This is a genomic window from Variovorax sp. YR266, assembly GCF_900107295.1.
Classification (GTDB): domain Bacteria; phylum Pseudomonadota; class Gammaproteobacteria; order Burkholderiales; family Burkholderiaceae_C; genus Variovorax.
The window spans coordinates 152,241-172,762 of the sequence record NZ_FNPM01000009.1 but is presented as its reverse complement, the minus strand read 5'-3'; the positions used below and the strand labels follow the sequence as shown (position 1 = coordinate 172,762).

Annotated in this window: 23 protein-coding genes; 8 read left to right on the top strand and 15 right to left on the bottom strand. The window is 64.1% G+C overall.

All coding sequences use genetic code 11. The features are described 5' to 3' along the window. Nucleotides 1–7 precede the first annotated feature (7 nt). From BLW48_RS23375 to BLW48_RS23360, 4 genes are all read left to right on the top strand, one after another. The gene (locus BLW48_RS23375; RefSeq protein ID WP_093177741.1) at nt 8–637 is read left to right on the top strand and encodes a hypothetical protein; all 630 of its coding nucleotides are present in this window, start codon (nt 8–10) and stop codon (nt 635–637) included. A gap of 32 nt (nt 638–669) precedes the next feature. Continuing rightward, the gene (locus BLW48_RS23370; RefSeq protein WP_093082404.1) at nt 670–1,647 is read left to right on the top strand and encodes a magnesium and cobalt transport protein CorA; all 978 of its coding nucleotides are present in this window, start codon (nt 670–672) and stop codon (nt 1,645–1,647) included. Between the two features lie 71 nt (nt 1,648–1,718). Next, the gene (locus BLW48_RS23365; protein ID WP_093082406.1) at nt 1,719–2,186 is read left to right on the top strand and encodes a MarR family winged helix-turn-helix transcriptional regulator; all 468 of its coding nucleotides are present in this window, start codon (nt 1,719–1,721) and stop codon (nt 2,184–2,186) included. Then, nucleotides 2,183–3,715, top strand: coding sequence for a DHA2 family efflux MFS transporter permease subunit (locus BLW48_RS23360; protein WP_093059063.1), 1,533 nt, complete (start codon nt 2,183–2,185; stop codon nt 3,713–3,715). The genes BLW48_RS23365 and BLW48_RS23360 overlap by 4 nt, the downstream gene beginning before the upstream one ends. A 10-nt stretch (nt 3,716–3,725) precedes the next feature. Here the strand turns inward: BLW48_RS23360 and BLW48_RS23355 are convergent, their stop codons facing one another. The 5 genes from BLW48_RS23355 to BLW48_RS23335 form a co-directional block, all read right to left on the bottom strand. Further along, entirely contained in the window at nt 3,726–4,565 is an 840-nt protein-coding gene (locus tag BLW48_RS23355; protein ID WP_093177740.1) for a siderophore-interacting protein, read from the bottom strand. Between the two features lie 40 nt (nt 4,566–4,605). After that, the gene (locus BLW48_RS23350) at nt 4,606–5,175 is read right to left on the bottom strand and encodes a PadR family transcriptional regulator (RefSeq protein WP_093177738.1); all 570 of its coding nucleotides are present in this window, start codon (nt 5,173–5,175) and stop codon (nt 4,606–4,608) included. A 163-nt stretch (nt 5,176–5,338) separates the two neighbouring features. Further along, nucleotides 5,339–7,165, bottom strand: a complete 1,827-nt coding sequence (locus tag BLW48_RS23345) for a sensor histidine kinase (RefSeq protein ID WP_093177736.1) — start codon at nt 7,163–7,165, stop codon at nt 5,339–5,341. Then, nucleotides 7,162–8,349 carry a PrsW family intramembrane metalloprotease gene (locus tag BLW48_RS23340; RefSeq protein ID WP_093177735.1) on the bottom strand — a complete coding sequence of 396 codons (1,188 nt, stop codon included), beginning with the start codon at nt 8,347–8,349 and terminating at the stop codon, nt 7,162–7,164. Before BLW48_RS23340 ends, BLW48_RS23345 begins: the two co-directional genes overlap by 4 nt. Then, the gene (locus tag BLW48_RS23335; protein ID WP_093082416.1) at nt 8,346–8,906 is read right to left on the bottom strand and encodes a hypothetical protein; all 561 of its coding nucleotides are present in this window, start codon (nt 8,904–8,906) and stop codon (nt 8,346–8,348) included. Before BLW48_RS23335 ends, BLW48_RS23340 begins: the two co-directional genes overlap by 4 nt. Before the next feature lie 96 nt (nt 8,907–9,002). Between BLW48_RS23335 and BLW48_RS23330 the strand changes: the two genes are divergently transcribed. After that, nucleotides 9,003–9,920, top strand: a complete 918-nt coding sequence (locus BLW48_RS23330) for a DUF3883 domain-containing protein (protein WP_093082420.1) — start codon at nt 9,003–9,005, stop codon at nt 9,918–9,920. Between the two features lie 20 nt (nt 9,921–9,940). Here BLW48_RS23330 and BLW48_RS35460 read toward each other — a convergent pair whose 3' ends face one another. The 4 genes from BLW48_RS35460 to BLW48_RS35060 all read right to left on the bottom strand — a co-directional run bounded on the left by BLW48_RS35460 (nt 9,941) and on the right by BLW48_RS35060 (nt 12,023). Continuing rightward, nucleotides 9,941–10,090 (bottom strand): hypothetical protein, encoded by a 150-nt coding sequence (locus BLW48_RS35460; protein WP_177142389.1) that lies wholly within the window; start codon nt 10,088–10,090, stop codon nt 9,941–9,943. A gap of 110 nt (nt 10,091–10,200) precedes the next feature. Further along, entirely contained in the window at nt 10,201–10,398 is a 198-nt protein-coding gene (locus BLW48_RS35455) for a hypothetical protein (RefSeq protein ID WP_093177733.1), read from the bottom strand. A 16-nt stretch (nt 10,399–10,414) separates the two neighbouring features. Then, nucleotides 10,415–11,572: a DUF1963 domain-containing protein gene (locus BLW48_RS23320; RefSeq protein WP_093177732.1), complete on the bottom strand. Its 1,158-nt coding sequence runs from the start codon at nt 11,570–11,572 to the stop codon at nt 10,415–10,417. A gap of 139 nt (nt 11,573–11,711) precedes the next feature. Then, nucleotides 11,712–12,023, bottom strand: a complete 312-nt coding sequence (locus BLW48_RS35060; RefSeq protein ID WP_143047771.1) for a hypothetical protein — start codon at nt 12,021–12,023, stop codon at nt 11,712–11,714. Between the two features lie 291 nt (nt 12,024–12,314). On the opposite strand from BLW48_RS35060, the gene BLW48_RS23315 reads away from it, so the two are divergent. Together BLW48_RS23315 and BLW48_RS23310 are read left to right on the top strand one after the other, a co-directional pair. Continuing rightward, nucleotides 12,315–13,652 carry a glycosyltransferase family 2 protein gene (locus BLW48_RS23315; RefSeq protein WP_093082430.1) on the top strand — a complete coding sequence of 446 codons (1,338 nt, stop codon included), beginning with the start codon at nt 12,315–12,317 and terminating at the stop codon, nt 13,650–13,652. Then, a complete protein-coding gene (locus BLW48_RS23310) occupies nt 13,649–14,605 on the top strand; it encodes a porin family protein (RefSeq protein ID WP_093177730.1) in 957 nt (318 codons plus the stop codon). The genes BLW48_RS23315 and BLW48_RS23310 overlap by 4 nt, the downstream gene beginning before the upstream one ends. 39 nt (nt 14,606–14,644) lie before the next feature. Here BLW48_RS23310 and BLW48_RS23305 read toward each other — a convergent pair whose 3' ends face one another. The 5 genes from BLW48_RS23305 to BLW48_RS23285 all read right to left on the bottom strand — a co-directional run bounded on the left by BLW48_RS23305 (nt 14,645) and on the right by BLW48_RS23285 (nt 17,732). Further along, nucleotides 14,645–15,769 carry a 3-deoxy-7-phosphoheptulonate synthase gene (locus BLW48_RS23305; RefSeq protein ID WP_093177729.1) on the bottom strand — a complete coding sequence of 375 codons (1,125 nt, stop codon included), beginning with the start codon at nt 15,767–15,769 and terminating at the stop codon, nt 14,645–14,647. Nucleotides 15,770–15,815: 46 nt separating this feature from the next. Beyond that, complete coding sequence (locus BLW48_RS23300; RefSeq protein ID WP_256330884.1) at nt 15,816–16,241, bottom strand: SgcJ/EcaC family oxidoreductase; 426 nt, start codon at nt 16,239–16,241, stop codon at nt 15,816–15,818. A gap of 279 nt (nt 16,242–16,520) precedes the next feature. Further along, nucleotides 16,521–16,856, bottom strand: coding sequence for a membrane protein insertion efficiency factor YidD (gene yidD, locus BLW48_RS36085; protein ID WP_093059081.1), 336 nt, complete (start codon nt 16,854–16,856; stop codon nt 16,521–16,523). Nucleotides 16,857–17,207: 351 nt separating this feature from the next. After that, on the bottom strand, nt 17,208–17,408 hold the full coding sequence (locus BLW48_RS23290; RefSeq protein ID WP_093082438.1) for a hypothetical protein: 201 nt from the start codon (nt 17,406–17,408) through the stop codon (nt 17,208–17,210). Between the two features lie 51 nt (nt 17,409–17,459). Beyond that, nucleotides 17,460–17,732, bottom strand: coding sequence for a DUF4242 domain-containing protein (locus tag BLW48_RS23285; RefSeq protein WP_093059083.1), 273 nt, complete (start codon nt 17,730–17,732; stop codon nt 17,460–17,462). Nucleotides 17,733–17,863: 131 nt separating this feature from the next. Here BLW48_RS23285 and BLW48_RS23280 point away from each other — a divergent pair, with 131 nt between their 5' ends. Continuing rightward, complete coding sequence (locus tag BLW48_RS23280) at nt 17,864–18,814, top strand: AraC family transcriptional regulator (protein ID WP_093177727.1); 951 nt, start codon at nt 17,864–17,866, stop codon at nt 18,812–18,814. Between the two features lie 263 nt (nt 18,815–19,077). Here BLW48_RS23280 and BLW48_RS23275 read toward each other — a convergent pair whose 3' ends face one another. Beyond that, nucleotides 19,078–20,460 carry a serine hydrolase domain-containing protein gene (locus BLW48_RS23275; RefSeq protein WP_093177726.1) on the bottom strand — a complete coding sequence of 461 codons (1,383 nt, stop codon included), beginning with the start codon at nt 20,458–20,460 and terminating at the stop codon, nt 19,078–19,080. Between the last annotated feature and the right edge of the window lie 62 nt (nt 20,461–20,522).

The following is a 20,522-nucleotide window of genomic DNA, read 5'->3' as shown; positions in this document are numbered from 1 at the left end:
GGCGCCCATGGCCCAGCTGGATGATTTCAAAGGCCTTGAAGCGAACGCGGCTGCGCTGCCCGGCAGCGCCACCTTGCCCGCAGAGCTTGCCGCGCTGTATCTGTGCATAACACCGGCCCAGCTTGTGGAGCTGCGAAAGTCGAAACGGCCCGAGGGGCGCGCGGGCCATAGCCCGTCTGTCATCAGGCCGGTGGAAGGCGGCGCAGCGGGGCCCAAGGACCCGGTGCTCTACAACTTGGGTGCCTTGCGCGACTTTGCGAAAGCGCACGCCGCTCCATCCGCCTTCGACACCGCGGCCAGCGCCGGCATGCTGGGTTGGGTGTCGGCGAAGCTGCCTTTCTTCGCGGAACTCGAACCCCGCATCAAGCGCGGCAAGCGCGTGATCATCGGCGGTGCCTGGGACCGGACCGACCCCCTGCGCGAGGCGCGCTTCGTCGATCTCGCGAAAGGCCGCATCCGATTCGCATCGCTGACATGCTCCGAAGCCGCGGCCAGCCTGTGGGCCGATGTTGCGAGCCATTCCGCGCTGGCTGAAAAGGGGCTCGCGCTGCTCAGGAGCGAAACGCAAGCCATCGAGGCTTCGCTGGCGGCCACCGCCCAACTGGCCGCAACTTCGAATTCCAACGCGACGACCTGATCAACGTCCAGATTGAATATGGAAGAGTACCGATGCTGATCAATTGCGTCGCTTATGAAAACGGCGCCAAGCTCGCCGACATCTCGGTCGAGGCCATCAGCGACTACATCAGCCGGCCGGGCTGCTTCGTCTGGGTAGCGCTGAGCGACGCCTCACCGGAAGAACTGAGCGTGATGCAGCACGAATTCGGCCTGCATCCACTCGCGGTGGAAGATGCCCGCAACGGCCACCAGCGGCCGAAGATGGAGGAATACGGCGACTCGCTCTTCGTCGTCATGCACATGGTCGAGCCATCGCCCGAGGGCGAGCACTGCACGAACGTGGGCGAGGTCGACGTGTTCGTCGGCAGCAACTACGTGCTGTCGGTGCGCAACCGCAGCAAGCAGGGCTTTCTTGGCGTGCGCGAGCGCTGCGAGCGCGAGCCGGATCTGCTGCGCAACGGCGCGGGCTTCGTGCTGTATGCGTTGATGGACGCGGTGGTCGACCGCTACTTTCCGGTGATCGACGCGCTGGAGGACGAGCTCGAAGCCATCGAGCAGCAGCTTTTCGGCCAGGGCGGCGCGGCGCGCGACAAGATCAAGCAGCTCTACGACCTGAAGCGGCGCAGCATGATCCTCAAGCGTGCGGTGGCACCGCTGCTGGAGGCATCGGGCAAGATGCACGGAGGGCGCGTGCCGCAGATCTGCATGAGCTCGCAGGAGTACTTTCGCGACGTGGGCGACCATCTGGGGCGCATCAACGGCTCGATCGACGCGATGCGCGACACCATCGGCACGGCGATCCAGGTGAACCTGTCGATGGTCACCATCGAGGAGAGCGAAGTCACCAAGCGGCTCGCGGCCTGGGCCAGCATCTTCGCGGTGTGCACCGCCTTTGCCGGCATCTGGGGCATGAACTTCGAGAACATGCCGGAGCTGAAATTCCGCTACGGCTATGCGGTGGCGCTGGGGTTGATCGTCAGCACCTGCGGCTATCTCTACTACCGGTTCAGGCGCGCCGGCTGGCTTTGACTGTGAGTGTGTGAGTGCGAGGGAGGCTTGCTAAGCCCCAACTAATAAACATGTAGATAATCAAGTCCCTTATGAAAAGGGACTTCACCCAGCGCTTCGGCTTCCTCGTCAAGAGCGTGGGCAAGCTCTACAGCGAAGAGTTCGACCGCCTCGCGCGCGAACGCATCGGCCTCACCAGCGCCCAGTGCCGCCTGCTCGGCGCGCTGGCCATGCACGGCGATGAAGAACCGCTATCACAGGCCGAGCTCGCGCAGCGACTCGACCTGACCCCGATGGCCGTGGCCGGCCTGTGCGACCGGATGGCCGCAGCCGGCTGGATCCGCCGCGAGCCCAGCGCCACGGACCGCCGCGTCAACAAGATTCATCTGGAGCCCAGCGCCGAGAAAGCGCTCGACAGCGCGCTCAGCCTCAGCGACGGGCTCAATGCCCGCGTGATGGCGGTGCTGTCGCAGCCCGAGCGCGCGCAACTGCTGAGCCTGCTCGCCAAGGTGCAAGGCAGCCTCGTGGAAATCACCTCGGGCGAGGGCAAGAAGCCATGAGCGTCGCGCCCGGAACCAAGGTGCCGCACCGCGGCATGATCACCATCTCGATCATGCTGGCGACCATCATGCAGGCGCTGGACACCACGATCGCCAACGTCGCACTGCCCCACATGCAGGGCAGCCTGCAGGCCTCGCAGGACCAGATCACCTGGGTGCTCACCTCGTACATCGTGGCCTCGGCCATCGCGCTGCCGCTGACCGGCTGGCTGTGCGGCCACTGGGGGCGGCGGCGCGTGTTCATCATCTCGGTGATCGGCTTCACGGTGGCCTCGGCGCTGTGCGGGCTTGCGACCTCGCTGGTCGGCATCGTGGCCGCGCGGCTGCTGCAGGGCATCTTCGGCGCGGCGCTGGTGCCGCTGTCGCAGGCGGTGCTGCTCGACATCAACCCGCGCGAGAAGGTCGGCCAGGCAATGGCGATCTGGGGCGCGGGCATCATGGTCGGGCCCATCCTCGGGCCGCTGCTGGGCGGCTGGCTCACCGAGAACTTCGACTGGCGCTGGGTGTTCTTCATCAACCTGCCGGTGGGCATCTTCGCCTTCTGGGGCATCGCGCGCTACCTGCCCGAGAGCCGGCCGCAGGGCGAGAAGCTCGACATCTTCGGCTTTGTCACGCTGAGCCTGGCCATCGGCATGCTGCAGCTGTTTCTCGACCGTGGCGAACAGCTCGACTGGTTCGATTCGTGGGAGATCAAGCTCGAAGCCGCCGCCGCGCTGGTGGCCTTCGGCTTCTTCGTGGTCCACACGTGGACGGTGCAGGGCGTGTCTTTCTTCGACCGCGACCTGCTGAAAGACCGCAACTTCGTCACCGGCCTGTTGTTCGCGTTCATCGTCGGCATGATCTTGTTCGCGACGATGGCGCTGCTGCCCAACTTCCTGCAGGGGCTGATGGGTTATCCGGTGGTCTACACGGGCGAGGTGACGGCGCCGCGCGGCGTCGGCACGATGATCGCGATGATCATCGTGGGGCGGCTGGTGCAGAAGGTGGATGTGCGCGCGATCATGGCCGTGGGCTTCGGCCTCACGGCGTTCTCGCTCTACCAGATGACGCGGCTCACGCTGCAGATGGACAGCACGCTGATCATCGTCTCGGGCTTCATCCAGGGCCTGGGCATCGGCTTCACCTTCGTGCCGCTGTCGACCGCGACTTTCGCCACGCTCGCGCCGCGGCTGCGCAACCAGGGCACACCGATCTTCAGCCTGCTGCGCAACATCGGCAGCAGCGTAGGCATCTCGATCGTGCAGGCGCTGCTGACCGAAGGCTCGAGCAAGGCGCATGCGCAGATCGCGTCGACCGTGGCGCCGGGCAACACCGCGCTGTCGACGCTGCCGCAGATGATGTCGCCCGACACGATGACGGGGCTGGCGCTGCTGAATGCGGAGGTGACGCGGCAGGGCGCGCTGATCGGCTACCTGGACGACTTCGCGATCATGATGATCATCACGGTGCTGGCGATTCCGCTGCTGTTGCTGATCAAAAGCCCGAGGCGCAGTGCGGCCGCCTCAGGCCCGGCCGAAGTGCCGCACTGAAAGACCCGCATCACTCGTCGTGCGTGTCGTGCGTTGCCACCGCACCGCGACGCCAGTAGCCCGAGGCCCGCGTCCACTTCGGATTCGCGCCGCGCTCGCCCACCAGATGCGCACGCAGCGCCTTGGCGATGGCCGATTCGCAGCCTACCCACGCATGAAAATCGCCGACTGGCAGTTGCATGGCCTTCAGCGCGTCGAGCAGCACGGGGCTCAGGCCCGGCTCGGTGCCGCGGCGGTGCACCCACTTCAACGTGAGTTCGGCCTGCGTGTCGAACGGAGTCTCGTCGGCTTCGCTATCGACTTCCGCCAGCACTACCGCGCGAGAGCCGGCCGGCAGTTCGGCCAGGCGACGCGAGATGGCGGGCAGGGCGGTGTCGTCGCCGATCAGCAGGTGCCAGTCGAACTCGGTCGGCACGATGAACGAGCCGCGCGGGCCGCCCACGCCGACGACGTCGCCGGGCTTGGCCTGCTCGGCCCACTGCGTGGCGGGGCCGGCTTCGTGCAGCGCGAAGTCGATTTCGAGCGTGCCGGCCTTGGCGTCGTGGCGGCGCGGCGTGTAGTCGCGCATGGTGGGGCGGCCGCTTGCGGGCCATACCGGGCCTTCGGGGCCGGCCGTGGGCAGCGTGAGCTTGCCGGTGGTGGCATCGGGAAAGAAGATCTTCGCGTGGTCGTCGAAGCCGGGGCTGGTGAAGCCCGCGAGGTCGTCGCCCGTGAGGGTGATGCGGATCAGGTGCGGCGTCACGCGCTGCGCGGTTTTCACCGTGAGCTGGCGAAAGCGCAGGTCGTGGCGCACCCGGCGCGGCGTGCGGTCGGGGGCGGTGGAAGCAGATGAAGTACTGAAGTCAGTCATTGCAGAAGTCCTGGGTGAGCAGGGCGGGTTGAGATGGGGTTCAGATCTTTTCGATCTGCTGCGCGGCGCTGTCGAGCACCGCGGCGAAGTCGTGGGCCTGCTGCTCGGTCAGCACGCCCGACAGGCGCATGCGCATTGCGAGCTTGAGGTTCTCGATGGCGCGCGTGACCTGCGGCGGGCGTCCGCCGCGCGGGCCGGCGCCGTCGACGCCGCCGCTCATGCGGGACATCATGGCGTCGGCCATCTCGCGATTGGCCGTGAGGAATTCCTGGCCGCTGGCCGTGATGCTGTAGCGCTTGCGGCCGCTGCCGTCGGCGGTTTCCACGCTGAGGTAGCCCATTTCCTCGAGCAGCGTGAGGGTGGGGTAGACCACGCCGGGGCTCGGCGCATAGCTGCCGCCGAGGCGGTCTTCGATGGCCTTGATCAGTTCGTAGCCGTGGGCCGGCTTGTCGGCGATGAGTTGCAGCAGCACGAAGCGCAGGCCGCCATGGCCGAACACGCGTCCGCCGCCGCCGCGGCCGCCACGGTGTCCGCGGCCGCCGGAAAGGCCGTCTTCATGTTCGCCGCGGGCGGTGTGGCAGTGGTGATGGTTGAGATGGAAATGCCTCATGGTGGGTATCCTTTGTGATGTGTATCTGAATTATTTTAGATATATCTAAAATAAAGTCAAATCGATACGCACCGGGATACCCGGCATGGATGCCACGGGCCTTGTCGAGCGCGACGCAGCGCTCGATTTCTCCCTGAATTTCTCCCTGAAGCCCTCCTCTTTTTTATTTGCCGACTGCTGTCGCCGCCGGCACGGGCAGTCGCAGGCGCAGGCTGGTCTCTCCGGGCTTAGAGCGCACCGTGAGTGCGCCACCCAGCGCGGCGGCGCGCGTGTGCATGTTCGTCAGTCCCTTGCCCGCGAACTTGGCTTCTGCATCGAAGCCGCGGCCGTTGTCGCGCAACTCGATCTCGATGATTTCGCCGGTGCTGGTGGGCACCAGTCTCGCGCCGAGGCTGGCCCGCGTCGCCTGCGCGTGCGCCATCAGGTTGGCGAACGCCTCGAACAGCAGCATCTGCGTCTGATGAGACTCGCGCACGCTCCAGCCCGTCATCAGCGGCAGGGGGCCCACGTCCCAGTGCAGTTCGATGCCGGCAGCCTGCAGGCGCGGCCCCAGGCGGTAGCGCACGCTGCCCAGGGCCGAGGCAACGTCGCCCTCGCAGCCATGCATGGCGTCCACCGTGAGCTTGAGCTGGTCCACCGCGTCGCGCAGGTGCAGCGCCACATCGCCGAGGGCCGTTCCTGGTTGCTGGGTCATCTGCAGCAGCCCGACCAGCTGCCCACCGAGACCATCGTGCAGGTCCTGCGTCAGGCGCTGGCGTTCTTCCAGCGCGCCGCGCGCTTTTTCTCCTTCCCGCTCGCGGGCGAAGGAGGCTTCCAGGGCAGCGTTGCGCTCTGCGAGTTCCGCTTCCAGCGAGGCGTTCATTGCCGCCATCGCCCGGGCGTCCTTGCGCATGCGCTCGGCGATGACCCATGCCAGCGTGATGGCGAAGCCAACCCAGGCGAAGCGGATCCACGGCACCATCGCGTAGGCCTCCGGCGATGTGCGCATCACCCAGACGTCGCGCGCGCCGCACAGCACGACCAGCACCACGGCCACGCCCAGCACGCGGTGTTCCAGCACGGCACTGCGCAGCGCCACGCGCACCACGACGACCATCATTGCCAGCGCGGCCAGCAGGCCCAGCGACCGCCACAGCGGCATCAGCCACAGCAAAGGCACCATGATGCCCAGCACGGCCGCAACTGGTGCCAGCCAGGCCATCAGGCCCAGCAGGCGTGCCAGGCGGGTGTCGTCGCGTCCCACCACGGCCAGGGCGAAGCGGCATAGCAGCGGCACCGCCGCCTGGAACGCAGCCAGCGGCAGCACACCCCACCAGGGCCAGGGCAGAGGCACATGCGTGAACAGCACGCGCGCCGTCTGCACGGACCACAACAACTCTCCCAGGCCGTAGTAGAGGTAGATCGGTTCGCGCTGTCGCAGCCACACCAGCAGCGACAGCGCTCCCAGCACGCCACTCACGATGGCAATGAAGCGTCCGCCGCTGACATGCCAGAACAGGGCGTCTTCGTACAACGGAAGAACCTCGGCCTTGCTGCCGACCACCACCGGCGACAGCCCTCCCTGCCTCGCAGCCTGCGCCGCGATGACGACTTCAACGCGATGCGGCGCCGTCGAGCCCGAGGCCGGCAGCACGAAGTACTGCGGCGCAACGGAGGCATCGTCGTAGGGGCCTGGCGGGAAGGCGCCGAATCGGGCCAGTTCCTGGCCGTTCACCAGCACACGAAAGCTGTTGCCCAGGCGCGGCACGAACAGCGCCAGCGGCGCGGCAGGGTCGGCCACCGGTATGTCGAACGCGAACCGTGCCTCGCCGTCGACTGCGCCCTGCCGCTGATCCCAGTCATAGGGCAGTGCGACGGTCTGCGGCTGCGGTGGAGCCTGACCGCGCAAGGCCAGCGTGAGCTGCGCCTGCTCGATGAGCGTGACTGCCCGCGAAGGAGCGCTCCATCCGGCTCCCAGCACCGCGAGCACCAGCAACAGCAGCGCCCTCATGCTTTCGCCCCGATGAGCGGATCCAGCTCCGCGCGCAGCCGCCTGATGGCCACTTCATGCCGCAGCGTTTGCGCTCCGCGCCCGTAGGTGCCGGCCTTGCGGATCAGCCGTAGTTGCTCGCGCTGCAGCTGCGTCTTCAGGCGCCTTGCTTTCCAGCCGAAGGTCCACCCCATCTCCCTGCGGACCTTGTAGCGCTGCATGGGCGCGCCCAGGCGAACCCATTCGTCGTCACGGATCAACTCGCGCTCCGGCACGAACCAGGCTGCGAGGGCATGCAGGTATGTGCCGTTCTCGCGAGCGGCAACCCGCCAGAAGAGCCCTGCCGCGATGACAACGGGAATGCCCTTGACGATCAGCAGTACGGCCATCTCGCCGTATCCACCATCGAAGAGGTCTTCCAGAAACGGCGCGTTCCACACGAAGTGCATGGCCCACGCAAGGCCGAAGCACAGCAGCGCGCAGGCAATCCGCATCACCATCGGCCGCTCCGGGTGGAGCAGGAACCATGCAACGCCGAAGGACGCGATCGTCGTGTAGGCCGCGTGGCTCCACAGCCCGCTCAGCAGCCCGCGCGTCAGCAGGTTCAGAAGTACCGGATACACCTGGTTTTCGAGCGGAAAGTGCATGGACGAATTGACGGTGTAGCTCAGGTTCTCGATCACCTGAAAACCCAGCCCCGTCATCGCACCGACGATCAGCACCGAGAGATAAGTCTGAAACTGGTTGCGCGCGACCAGCACCAGCAGGATGACGCCGGCAAGCTTCAGGAATTCTTCCGTGATCGGCCCCGCAATCGCCGCCCCCCAGACCGCGACGAACTCCGGCGACACCAGCTTCGCGCACAGGCTCTGAATCGCGATGTTGGCCGGCGCGGCGAAGTAGACAGCGCCCATGCCGCCCCACGCAAAGGCCAGCACATAAGCCTCTGGCGGATGCTGCTCGAGCAAGTCCAGCGTGCGAAACGCCTGGAAGAAAGCCAGGGAGTAGAGCCCCCACACCAGCAGCCCCAGAAACGCGGTAACGGGCACCACGCGGAACCCCATCGAGAACATGCTGACCGTGTAGAACAGGCCGTTGACGATCAGCGCCGTCAGCACCCAGAACGCGGCGCGCTGCGGCTGGAAGAATGAATCGGTGCCAACCGGCCAGCCTGCGTCGCCCTGCTCGAAGGCGGGCGAACTCATTGCGGCGCCTCCAGGTCCATCGAGTCCAGCATGCGCCGCGCTTCCGTCAGCGCATCGTCCATGCCGTCGTTGGAGCCGTAGAAGTCGATCTGCACCAGCGACTTGCGCCGCAGGTCGACCACCTGCCAGAACCGGCCGGCCAGCTTTGAGCCGTAGTAAGCGAAAGTCTTGCCCTGCAGGCCCCAGGAGGTGACGAAGTCGGACACGTCGCCCTCGATGCTCAGGCGCTGGCCGCGCTCCATCAGCCGCTGCTGCCGTATCAGGGGGCCGTCGGGTCCGCCCACCCACCGGCCCGTGGTCACCAGGAACTTGTGGCCGCCCTTGAACAGCATCAGCGACTTGCCTGCCTTCGAGCGCGACACATCCATCTCCCATCCGTCGGCGGGAATGAACCGGGCCTGGCCGACATCTATCGTCTCCCCCACGGGCAACGGTCTGCTGCCCGAGGTATGGCGGTCCCAGAATGTCAGGCCGCCCACGTAGACGGCAATGGCGAGAAGCACCGCGAGCGCGCCCGGCCAGGTGCGATACGGTATTCGGCGTGAGGGCTCGTTCATCCTTTGATCCTGCCATACGATCGCGCCTGTCCCGGTGGGCGCGGCAAGCGATGCGGCATACTCCCACCCCCCTCAAACTCACCAGAATTCCACTGAATGGACAAGGAAGTCGAACCCCACGTACTCGCCGTCATCGACGAAATGCGGCTCAAAGGACCACGGCTCACGCCGGTCGAGATCGTCGCCAAGATGGGTGTGTTCGACGCGCGGGACAAGCCATTCGACCACGCTTGGCTGGCGACCGGCGACAACGTCATCGCCACCATCTGGGGCGAGTTCGTGAGTGTCGGTTCGGGCGGGCGCTGGTTCTGCATCGAGTCGCTCGATACGCAGCATCGCGTTGGCGGCGGCCCGCGCAACGCGCAGCAGGTGCAGCGTGCCAAGGACCGGCTTGCATTGCTCAAGCGCACCTTCGATGCAGGCCAGGGCTTCCGCGCCGTGCTGCAGACCAACCGCATCGCCATCGCCGAGCTGGAGAGCAACAAGGACGCCAAGGTTTCCACCCGCGTGCGTGACGACGACGAATGGCACGTCGCCACCTGGGAGCCCGAGAAAAAGCTTGCGGTGCTGGTGCGTGGCCCGCGCGGCTGGGTTCCGACCGAGGCCGACCTGCAAGCCGCGAAGGCGCGCGGCAGCGTGCCGAAGGTGGCCGAGCCCGCGGCAGCGGTCGCAACCGGCCAGGCTTCGCCCGAGGAAGTGCACGCAGCCGCCATCGAGTACGTGACGAAGCACTTCACCGGCTACGGCTACAAGGCCGAGAGCGTGATCGCCCAGAACATCGGCTTCGACCTCGAAGTCTCGAACGCCAAGGGGCAGACGCTCCTGCGCGTCGTGGTGAAGGGCACGGCGCCCGGGGTGCCCAGCTTCAAGCTCAGCAGCGAAGAGAGCGCGTGTTCGGTGCGCGAGCCGCTGTGGCGGCTGCTGGTGGTGACGGATGCGGGCAGCGGGGTAGCGCAGCACAAGATCTACAAGCCGACCGAGATCAGCTCGGCGCCGGGTTACGACCCGTCGTAAACAGCGAGCAAGACGGCCTCCTAGGGCGACGGGCCTTTGTTGCCCGCCGCTTCGCCCGCAAGCTGGTGCCACCACCAGCGGCCGGGCACATGCGGCTCGCCAGGGCCGGGAGCGGTGAAGGTGGCCGCATCCGCGCCTTCGAGCACCTTTTTCTCGTCAAGAAACCACACAGTCGTGCCGTCGGTCGCATAGCCGTGGCCCAGGTCGCGGAAGTTTTCCGGCCTGGCACTCTTCAGGCGGGTTCCGCGTCTTCGACACGGTGCCGTCGCCTATTCGGAGATCAGGTCGCTCGGTCACGGCGTTTCCACAACATGACTGCGTCATTTGCCGCTTGCTGATCCGAGCTTGGGCCGTAGCTGGTGCCCATCAGTTGCATGTTTTCCGACACGGGCTTTGCGGGTGCCGGCGGGGACAGCCCAAGCATGGCGAGAGGCATTGCCATGAGTCTCAAGAACAGGCGTTTCTTGCTGTCAGCCATCCTGCCTCCGTGGTGCTCAGGTCGACTGGTAGGTATCGCGCACACGATCGAACCGGCGTTGCGCGAGGTCTTCGTCGCGGATCATGAGGAAATGGTTGCCGTCGCCACTGGCTACGGAATCCGATCGGCGGGCGCCGGCATGGTATTCACCGCCGTACGAAAACAGATGCCGCCATGGCGTCTGGCCGGGCACTGCGATGTGCCCGCCCGCCGGGTCCACGTCATCTTCGGCGTGGCCCTGGATGTCGTCGGGCCAGCCGCCTAGCCGATCGCCGAAGTTGCCGCCGTGCGCGGTGTCGCCTGGAGGCAGGTGGGGCGACAGCTGCAGCGGGTCTGCCCCCTGGAACCAGGCCCAGATCGCCTTGCTGCTGTGCTGCGGCAGGGCCGTCTTCCAGTGATGCGGCACGCTGAGGCCGGAATGCGGCAGCAGCCGGTCGGCCATCGGCAGACGGGACCAGGCTTCTTCGGGGCTTGCAGGATGGCCGTAGGAAGACCAGCGGTCGTTCCAGCGCTGGAGCTCGACGGGCCATTCGCGGCGCCGCAGCGCGGCCGGCCGTGCGTCGTGCCAGTACACGTGGTGAAGCGGCGTCTTGACATCGTCGTCGCGCATCGCGTCCATGAAGATGAAGAGCACGCCGCTGCGCGGCAGCTTCGGATCGAAGCCGGGGAGCGCGGACAGTTGGCCCAGGTCGAGCTGCGCGATGAAGGCTAGTGGAAATTCGGTCTGCAGTGCGGCCATGCGAGCCTGCAGCCACGCGATGCGGCTCGCATCGACCTTCGGGTCGCGCCGCTTGGTGCCTCGCAGTGCGTCGCGCATGAGCGCCAGGTCTTTCTCGGTGGCGCCGCTGGCGCGCATCGCTTGCAGCAGCCCTTCGACATCGCTTGCGGACATCGACGGCTTGGGGTGCCGGATGTCCTCGATCTGCTTGCGAAGCTGCGCCAGATGCCGCTCGGGCGCGGCCAGCGCGGGGCGCATGGGCCACGGCGCATCGGGTGGAAGGTCGGGGTTGCCGGCCATCTTGCTGGTGCCGACGGGCAGCGTGTCGTCCTTCTCCTGGCGGCGAACGAACATCACCACGGGCCGCACCGAGGCCCCGATGCGCCGGGCGTAGTCGCTCAGCCCGGCCTTGCGCAGCGATTCGCGCAGGGCCTGGGTATCAGCAAACACGGGCATGCATCAGGACTGCTCGGGCATGCTGGGCCACTTGCTGTACGCAAGCCGCCAGAGCACAGTGCTCCATCGAAAAACTACCCATCTTCATTCGCTCCTTGCGCGCTGGATCGCCAGTGCTGGCAGGAAGGCACCGCCAGTCTCAAAGACCGTTGGCCTCGCCACCGGGAAGATCGAAGGAGTCGGGTCCCGGGAATCTCTTGTCGGGCTTGGGAACTGCGCGCCTGTGAATGGATGCGAAACTTGCGCAGCAGGCCGCCCCGATCACAGGAATCAACCACACCAGAGCCAACTGAAGTCGTCGTTGCAGTGGCGAATAAAAGTCGCTGCGCAACACGACGACCGTTGCGGTCAGGTTGCCTGCGAGCACTGCGATGGCCATGAAGGCGAGTACGAAGTAGACATGTCTGGGCAACGTGGCCTCCCCAAGAGCTTTTGAGGGAAATGTAGCCATGGGCGAATGCAGGCGTCAACCGCTCGCATTGGTCTGATGCATCACCATGCAACGAGCGGTTGTCGAAGCGGTGCGATCCGATGACCCCCCAGCGCTGCGACGCGTTTGCGTGCGATCGATTGACATCGCGCAAGGTCTCCGCAGCCTACCTCAGATACAAATAGAAGCCTTCATCGGAGCCGGGCGGGCATGGTTTCTTGACTAATGGTTGTTGGAGTGCATCAAAAGGTGTAAACAGACTGTTCGGAGCGTTTCATCAGTGTTACGTTTCCCGAAACTATCGAGGGTGATATGAACGAAGATGGCCAAAAAGCGCCGCGATCAAGGATTTATCTACCGGTATCGGGGAAATTCCTTATTGCATTGATTGGCGCAATTGCCTGGATGGGGTTTTCAATATGGGCCGCCGAACTCTGGCTGGCCGATTTGAAATACCACGTCGGCGCCGCGCTGGCCATTTTTCTGGTCTATGGCATTGCCATTATTCCGGGCTTCATGAATGCATTCATGGCCATAAGCCTGCTTTTGGACAAGAGGCCGTCGCATCCTTCTTTGTCCGCTTATCCTGCGATATCCATGCTGGTCGCCGCGTACAACGAGGAAGCCTCCATCGAGGAAACTCTTATCAGCATCGACCGGCAAAATTACCCTGGCCCGCTGCAGGTCATCGTGATCAATGACGGCTCCACCGACGGCACTTCTCTTGTTGTCCAGCGCGTCCAGAATCGATATCCATGGCTTACCTTCGTCGATCTGAAAAAGAACGGAGGCAAGGCCCGCGCCCTCAACATCGGGTTCAAGGAAGTTCTGCACAATCTGGTCGTCACGGTTGATGCCGATTCTTTCCTGTATCGAGGCGCGCTGGCCAGTATTGTCGAGCGCTATCTGGCTGACCCGCCCAATACGAGGGCCGTCGCGGGAAAAATCCTGGTTCGAAACTCGCGGCAGAACTGGATTACCCGTTGCCAGGAGTGGGACTATTTCCACGGCATTGCTGCAATCAAGCGGGTGCAATCGCTGTTCCAGGGCACCTTGGTTGCGCAAGGTGCATTTTCTGTCTACGACCGGGCCGCGCTGGTGGAGGTTGGCGGGTGGCCTGAGTGCGTGGGAGAAGACATCGTGCTCACGTGGGCCCTGCTGAAAGCCGGCTATAGGGTTGGCCACTGCGAGGACGCGTGCCTGTTCACCAATGTGCCCAGCACCCTCAAGCAACTGGTCAAGCAACGCCAGCGATGGGCGCGCGGCATGACGGAAGCCTTTATCAAGCACCCGGGAATTCTCCTGAAGCCCCGCTTGTCGACATTCTTCATTTACTGGAACCTGCTCTTTCCGTGGCTGGACCTGGCGTTCACCATCGGATTCATACCAGGGCTGGCAATGGCCCTTTTCGGCTACTACTGGATTGTGGGTCCGATGACTCTCGCGCTGATACCGGCTGCATTTGCATTGAGCCTCCTGATGTTCTTGATCGAGCGCCGGACGTTCAAGAAAACGGGGCTGGTCGTGCGCAAGAATGTTCAGGGTTTCTTTTTCTACGTATTGCTATATAGCCTGTTGCTGCAGCCGGCCAGTGTTCTCGGATATCTGGATGAACTGTTCAGAAGGCCTAAATCCTGGGGGACAAAATGATCGACGCGCTGAAATATTTTGCCGCCGTTGCTTCGGGATTTGTTTTTCTGGCCTCTCCCTGCGAAGGGGCGGAGGAAAAAAGCAAAGAAGAAACAACAAACATGGCTTTCGGCACGGATTTCTATCTGACCAACGACAGCGATAACTTTCAATCGCGGCGAGTGTCGGTCGAGTTTTTTCCTGCTTTTGAAAATGCCGATCGCTTTCTCGGATTCCGGCTCGGCGATTATCAATACCGTCAAAATAACTGGCAAAGAGCCGGAAAGAAAATCTCATTTCTGGCCCGCTCGATCGAAACCAGAACCGGCGATGGAGGGGCAATGGAGGCCGGCCTGTTCGAGCAGGGAGGGCACACGCTGCTGACGCTCGACGGCAGCTACCGCATGTCGCCGACAAAGAGCACGGCAGTGGAGTTTCTTGTGACGCGTGACTGGGTGGAAACCCCGAAATCACTGGACCGCGGAATCGATTTTTCGTTTGTCGGGGTTGCCGTGGACCAAGGGCTTGGAAGCCACGTGACCCTCGTGGGGCTGCTGGGACAGCAGTTTTTTTCCGACAGCAATCGACGTGACCACGCCCGCCTGCGGCTGATTTATCAACCATCGCTCGATCTGGGGCTGACCTTGCAAGCGCGCTATCGAACGTACCGGAGCAGTCATGAGGACGTGGACAGGGCCTATTTCAATCCGAAGAACTACAGCGAGTCGATGCTGGCGGTCGGCTGGCGGCATCGTTTCCAGGGATGGACTGCCGCTCTGACGGCAGGGCTCGGCAACGAGACGATCAATCACGACTTGAATCAGCCAACAAGACTGCTGGACCTGAGTCTGCAAAGCCCAGTCAGAGGATCGCAGGTCTTTCGCTTTGGCGCCGGCTACAGCCGCAGCACCACCTTCTCGGGCCCCAGCTACACGTATCGGTATCTGCGCGGCGAGTGGGTGATACTTTTCTGAGGTCAAGGCGCCCGCAGGCAAGCGGACACCCCCGCAGCCTCACGCCTTCGACAGGCGCCGCCGAGCCTTCACCGCCGAAGCCAGCCCCTCGAGCACCGGTACCGTCTGGGCAAAGCCGATGCAGGCATCGGTGATCGACACGCCGTGCTTCAGCGCGACGCCGGGCTTCAGGTCTTGCCGTCCTTCCTCGAGATGGCTCTCGATCATGATGCCCGTGATGCGCCGCTCGCCAGCCGCGATTTGCGCCGCCACGTCTTCGGCGACCACGATCTGCCGCTGATGCTGCTTGCTGCTGTTGCCGTGCGAGACATCGATCATGACCTGCGGCCGCAGGCCATTCGCCAGCAATGCTTCGCAACTGGACGCGACATCCGCGGCCGAATAGTTGGGAGCCTTGCCGCCGCGCAGGATCACATGGCAGTCGTCGTTGCCGCGCGTCTCGAAGATCGCGGCCATGCCCATCTTGGTCATGCCCATGAAGGCGTGCGGCGCGCGCGCCGCAAGAATGGCGTCGGCCGCGACCTTCACGCTGCCGTCCGTGCCGTTCTTGAAGCCGACCGGGCAGCTCAGGCCTGACGCCAGTTGCCGATGGCTCTGGCTCTCGGTGGTGCGCGCTCCAATGGCACCCCAGGCGATCAGGTCGGCAATGAACTGCGGGCTCAGCAGGTCGAGAAACTCGGTGCCGGTCGGCAGGCCCAGGGTCGTCAGCTCGAGCAGCAGGCGCCGCGCGCGCTCCAGCCCTTCGTTGATTGCGAAACTGCCGTCCAGGTGCGGGTCGTTGATGTAGCCCTTCCAGCCCACGGTGGTGCGCGGCTTTTCGAAATAGGCACGCATCACGATCAGCAGGTCGTCCTGCAGGGAATCGGCGACCTTCTTCAAACGCTGTGCGTATTCGATGGCCTGGTCGTGGTCATGGATGGAGCATGGACCGACCACCACCACCAGCCGGTCGTCGCGATCGTGCAGCACGTCGGCGATGGCCTTGCGGCTGCTTTCGACCAGCGCCAGCGTGTTGTCGCGCACGGGCACGCGCTCCTGCAGCAGGGCAGGGGTTATGAGCGGACGAACTGCGCCGATGCGCACGTCGTCGATCCGGGTGGTGTCGAGCGTGCTGTCGCGGGAGCCGATTTCGGCGTCGTGGAGGGGGTCGTCGAGGCGGGGCATGGTGTGGCTGTGAAGTCGAATTGAGCTTCTTCGATTGTCTGCTCGATCAGGAACCCTGCTCGTCCCTCAACACGGCTGCTCCCGTGCGGGGAATCGTCAGGGTGACGTTCTCGAGCGCCTTGATTCGCCACCCGCCAGCCTGCCGCGTCAGCACGGCAAGGATCAGCGTGTCGACAGCGTGCGGGCCCGCCGGGTGAGCCGCACCGGCCGTGAGGCGGCTCCAGAAGTGAATGATTGCCGCGCCGTCGCTGATGGCGACCACGTCGATCAGCTCGTTCTCGAGCGTGGAATCGCTGTAGATGGTTGCATGAATGGGCGCGTGCAGCTTGACGATTTCCTCGACGCCGCGCACGTAGTGCCCGAACCGATTCACGAACGTCGCGTCCTCATGGAACAGCGCTCCGAGGGACTCCATGTCGTGGTTGTTCCAGGCGGCTTGAAACGCGTGGGGCGCGTCTTCGGGTTGTCTCATTTGAATCATGTGGATTCTCACAAGTGTCTATGCAGGGCACCCGGCGTTTGCCTTGGGCGTCTACTGCCAGGCGGCCAGGGAAAATTTTGCTCCACCCCGGAATGGCCACTCATGCGCGCCCGGATGCCGATTGCGTGAGACAGGGCTTCGTTGCGTGCGAAGCTCGCCACGAATAGCAGGTGGTCAGATCGGAGACGAGCTCTGCATCGAGGAGGCCAGAATCGAAGTGCACTTAACGTCGAACACATTGCACCTATCTGGTTCTGGCTGCAAGTTCGTCTAGCCAGGCCAGCACGCGCAGCATGCCCAGCACCCCGACATTTTCTTCGCACCCCAACGGGACCAAAGCGGGCAGGCTTCCGCGGGTGCTTCCGGCGGCGTAGCGGCTGCCTGCACTTGAGAGTTCGAGAGGGTCTGCGCCGAGGCAGCACAGGCACTGAAGCGGCGCAGGATGACCAGAACGCCGCCCCTCATCCCGAGACGGGCAATGGCCCGCTTTGCGAACTGCGAACACGAAGCTCCGCCCGTCAGCACCCGATGAGCGCAACTGAAGCCCTTGTATGGCGATATGAACCGTTGGTATCCGTCAATCGCAGCCAGGGCAATGCGTTTCATGGTGGCTCGTTGAGGTTGTGCGCCAGGTGTCTGGTCGTGTTCGTCGGAGACTCACAGAAATTCCGTTACTGAACCGGAGGTCCGATGGTTCTTGTGCTGCCCCGATAGTCATCCACCCCCAAACTTCTGTCGCGAAGGTGATGGGAAAGGGGCCTTCAGCCATTGCAGTGAACGGCTCTTTCCCCTTGTGCCTGACAACGATCTCTCCATTGCGCCATGCATTGAAACCATGGAGAAACATGAAGGCTCCGGTGAAGAGAGCACCTGCGACGCAAAGGAACAGCTTGAGAAATCGCATAAACATGCTTCTTCTGGCCGGCAAGATGAATGTTGGGTATTGGCCGATTGGCACTACCAGAACAGGCTCAAGAATTTGATCGTCTTTTCGAAGAGGGCATCCGAAAGCACGGCGCTCACGGCAATACACGCGCAGCCGGCCAGCCCAAGTGTCCAGAGGCCGGCCGGCTCGCCCCAATGCCACATCAAGCCACCGACGATGGCCAGGACTGCGCCAAACGAAAAGAAGAAAATTCGACCTTGCCGGGTAGTCATTCGTGGCGGAATTCTGCTTGTTCCGCTTGATCTCCACCAGAGGCTTCAACTTTACTCGGCTGTGGCCGGGTCGATGACGCTGTACACCCGGTCTACCCGGTTGGCCGGAAAGCCGCCGAGCTCGGCATGCCGGCGCACGAGGTCCTCGTCGGTCGCCTGGTAGACGCAATAGATCCGATCGCCCGTCACGTAGCTGTGGATCCATTGGATGTCGGTGCCCATGCTGCTTAGGACGCCGCAGGACTTTTGCGAGATGGCCTTCAGGTCGGATGGCGTGAGCTTGCCGGCGCCGGGGATGTCTCTTTCGATTACGAACTTGGGCATATTAATACTCCTGTTTGTAGAATCGGCCAAAAGCGACCAGGCCCCATGGTGCCGACTCGATAGGCCCGTGGTTTGACCGCCCCTCCGGAGTTATTGACCGAAACCCCGGCCTTGCTGCTCGAGAGGTGACTATGGACGTGCTGTCGGACGTGCTGCGGACCATCCGGCTGGAGGGCGCCCTGTTCCTGAACGGAGACATGCGCGCGCCCTGGTGCTTCAACGTCCCCAAGGGCTCGGACATGGCCCAGGTGCTCAAGCCCGGCGCTCCACGCCTTGCCATCTGCCATCTGGTGCTGCAGGGGCAGTGCTGGGCGCAACTCCAGGGGGCAGAGCCGATTCGCGTGAACGCCGGCGAAGTCATCGCCGTGCCGCACGGCGATCCGCATGTCCTGGGGAGCCACCTGCGCCACGCAGCCGTGGACGTCGAACATGTCGTGCGCCCGCAGGTGCCCGCGGTACAACGCATTCGCTACGGCGGCGATGGCGATCGCACGGTGCTCGTGTGCAGTTGGCTCACGTACGAAGGCGATGCGCCCAACCCCGTCATGTCCAACCTTCCGGGCCTCTTCATCACGGCGCTGCGCAGCAGGCCGGCGGGGCCGTGGATCGAGCAATCCGTCAGTTTTGTGCTGGGCGACGCAGCCGCGCGAGCGCCCGGCTCGGAGTTGCTGGTCGCCAAGGTGGCCGAGTTGCTGTTCGCGGAAGTGGTGCGGGGCTATATCGAGTCCATGCCCGCCAACAACCCCGGCTGGCTGGCCGGCCTGCGCGACCCCCACGTGGGCCGCTGCCTGGCGCTGATGCACGGCGAGCCCGCACGCGCGTGGACGGTGGAGGCACTTGCGCAGGAATCCCACATCTCGCGCAGCGTGCTGGCGGACCGCTTCACAGAGCTGGTGGGCGCGCCGCCCATGCACTACCTGGCGCACTGGCGCATGATCCTGGCCGCAGGCATGTTGCGCAGAGACCAGGTCAACCTTGCGCGCATCGCCGAGGGCGTCGGCTACGAGTCGGAAGCGGCCTTCAACCGCGCCTTCAAGCGGGAATACGGCGTGTCACCAGGGGTTTGGCGGCACAACGGTTAGCCCGCTGTATCGCCGCCTGCTTTTGCAGTTGTTGATCGTCCGTCGCCTTGATCTTTGATGTCGTCGAGGTCTCGATCCAATCTTTGGAAACGATTTGGCGGTCATTCCAGCGACCGCCCGCAAGGCCACCCATCGTCTCGCACGCCTGGAGCACCGCAGCCATTGGGCGGGTCGGCGAACGCTGGTAACCCAACGAGCGAAGCAAGTGCCGTTCCGCCGAGAAATGAAGCAACCTGGCGCCGTCTCATATCCCATCCTTTGCTTCAGCGACCGAACTTGCTCACCACTGCCGCCCAAAGACGAGCAGGCTCGTCGCTCTGATCGATCGAGCCATCGACACCGGTCTGCACCATGATCAGCTTGGCAGTCGGGTCGATGAAGATGCGGTGGCCGTACCCGCCAAGAAGGACAAACTGGCGCCCCGAACCGGGAAGCAGCCACATCAAGTAGCCATAGCCAAGGGCTTGAGGGCCAGATACTCCGGGGGAAAGGTAGCGATCCGACGGGCGCGTTGTCGTTGCCTCGATCATCCATTGGGCCGGAATGATCTGTCTGCCTTCCCACTTTCCGTCATGCGCGAGCAGCCGTCCCAGACGTGCATAGTCCCGCAGAGCCGCGCCGAAGAACGTCCAGGCGACTTCGCTGCCTTGCGCGTTCACGAGCCAGGCGCCGTCGGCCTCGGTGCCTATCTGAGACCAGACTTTCTCGTGCAGGTAGTCAGACAGGGTGCGACCGGTCGCACGCTCCACGACGAGGCCGAGCACCGCGGGCTCCATGCTGGAGTAGTGGAATTCAGTCCCGGCCGGGGCAATGCGCTGGGTGAAGGCAGAGATCGTGTCGATGGTGCTGCGCTGTGCTCCTCCACGGCCGAGCAGCCTGTCGATCCAGGAGCGGTGGCCGAGGACCATCCCGCCCCACAATCGATCAAGATCCTGGTCGCCGTTGGCCTCTTCGCCGAACTTCACGCCAGAGGACATGTGCAGGAGGTCGCGCAGAGCAGTCTTGCCGTACTCCGTGCCTTGGAGCTCCGGAACATAGCCCTGTACTGCGTCGTCTGCCGACCTGATCGACCCGTCCGCGACGGCAAGGCCAACCAGCAGGCCAGTGATGCTCTTTGCCATCGAACCCGAGAACAGGCGATCGCGGTCCGACCGGCCGTACTGATAGCGCTCCTGCAGGATCGTTTGATCCTTGGCGATCAGCAGACCGGTGACCGGGTGCCGTGCCAGATAGTCCTCGATGGTTTGGTCGGCACCCTTGTAGCGATAGCGAACATCGGTGACCGCATAGGCAAAGCACCATGGGGCTGCTGCGCGAGCAACCCGGCGAGTGCGGTACTGGTCATCGAAGTGACTGAAGGCACCGACGCGGTACTTCATGTCCAGAGGTTCGCCTGGCTGACCACGCAGCAAGGGATCAGCGACGGGGAAACCTTCTTTGATACCGAATGCTTCCGCACGAGGCCCCGTCTGCGAGAAGGTGGGGCCGTTGTCACTGGCAGGCTCGTCACAGAGCGAACGGGCACTGCTTGTCGTCGGCCGCAGTGCCGAGCACGCGGCTAAACCAAGCAGTACCGCGCGGCGCGATGGACCGTATTGCGTCATGAAAGCACTGCTTTGCGCGATGGTGTGGGCATCCAGCTTCAATGGCAGAGGCGGCGATCCAGCGCTTTGCGGCAGCTGGCAATGGTCCGCACTTTCTACCTGAA